Raw genomic sequence first — 825 nt, 5'->3', positions numbered from 1 at the left:
GCGCGGTGAAGGCCGGCCTTGCCGCCGGCTTGAAGATGGTGACCGACAGGCTCGGCGTGTCTTCCGCGCATGTCACCTTCGCCACTGAACCAGACGTCGCGACGCTGGAAGCGGCTGGCTTCCTGCATCGCACCGACCAGCAGTTCCATTTCTTCAACGAAGGCTTTTCCAGCTACGACGACTTCCTCGCCACGCTTGCCTCGCGCAAGCGCAAGGCGATGAAGAAGGAGCGCCGCGAAGCGCTGGCGGACGGCATCTCGATCGACTGGCTGACCGGCAAGGACATCACCGAACGCGCCTGGGATGATTTCTTCGCCTTCTATATGGACACCGGCGGCAGGAAATGGGGCCGGCCCTATCTCAACCGCCAGTTCTTCTCGCTGATCGGCGAGCGCCTGGCCGACGACATCCTGCTGGTGATGGCCAAGCGCAACGGCCGCTACATCGCCGGCGCCATCAACTTCATCGGCTCGGACGCGCTCTATGGCCGCAATTGGGGCTGCATCGAGGACCACCCCTTCCTGCATTTCGAGGTCTGCTACCACCAGGCAATCGACTTCGCGATCGAGCGCAAACTGAAGGTGGTGGAAGCCGGCGCGCAAGGCGAGCACAAGCTGGCACGCGGCTACCAGCCGGTGACAATGCATTCGGCGCACTACATTGCGCATCCCGGCCTGCGCAACGCGGTCGCCGACTATCTGCGCCGCGAGCGGCGCGAGGTCGAGCGGATGGGCGAGTACCTGGAAGAGCACACGCCGTTCCGCAAGGACCTCGGGGAATAGACCGAGTTTGCCAGGCGAGTGGAATCCGCTTGCCCCTCTGTCT

Annotated in this window: 1 protein-coding gene; it reads left to right on the top strand. The window is 63.8% G+C overall.

Features of this window, described 5'->3' with window-relative positions; genetic code table 11:
• Positions 1-782: GNAT family N-acetyltransferase (locus EOA29_RS38445; RefSeq protein ID WP_127222518.1), on the top strand; the 782-nt coding region annotated here is incomplete at its 5' end.
• Between the last annotated feature and the right edge of the window lie 43 nt (positions 783-825).

Origin of the sequence: Mesorhizobium sp. M1E.F.Ca.ET.063.01.1.1 (assembly GCF_003998155.1) — a bacterium.
In the GTDB taxonomy this organism is placed as follows: domain Bacteria; phylum Pseudomonadota; class Alphaproteobacteria; order Rhizobiales; family Rhizobiaceae; genus Mesorhizobium.
The sequence above is the reverse complement of the archived record's forward strand: the minus strand, read 5'-3'. Positions and strand labels throughout refer to the sequence as shown.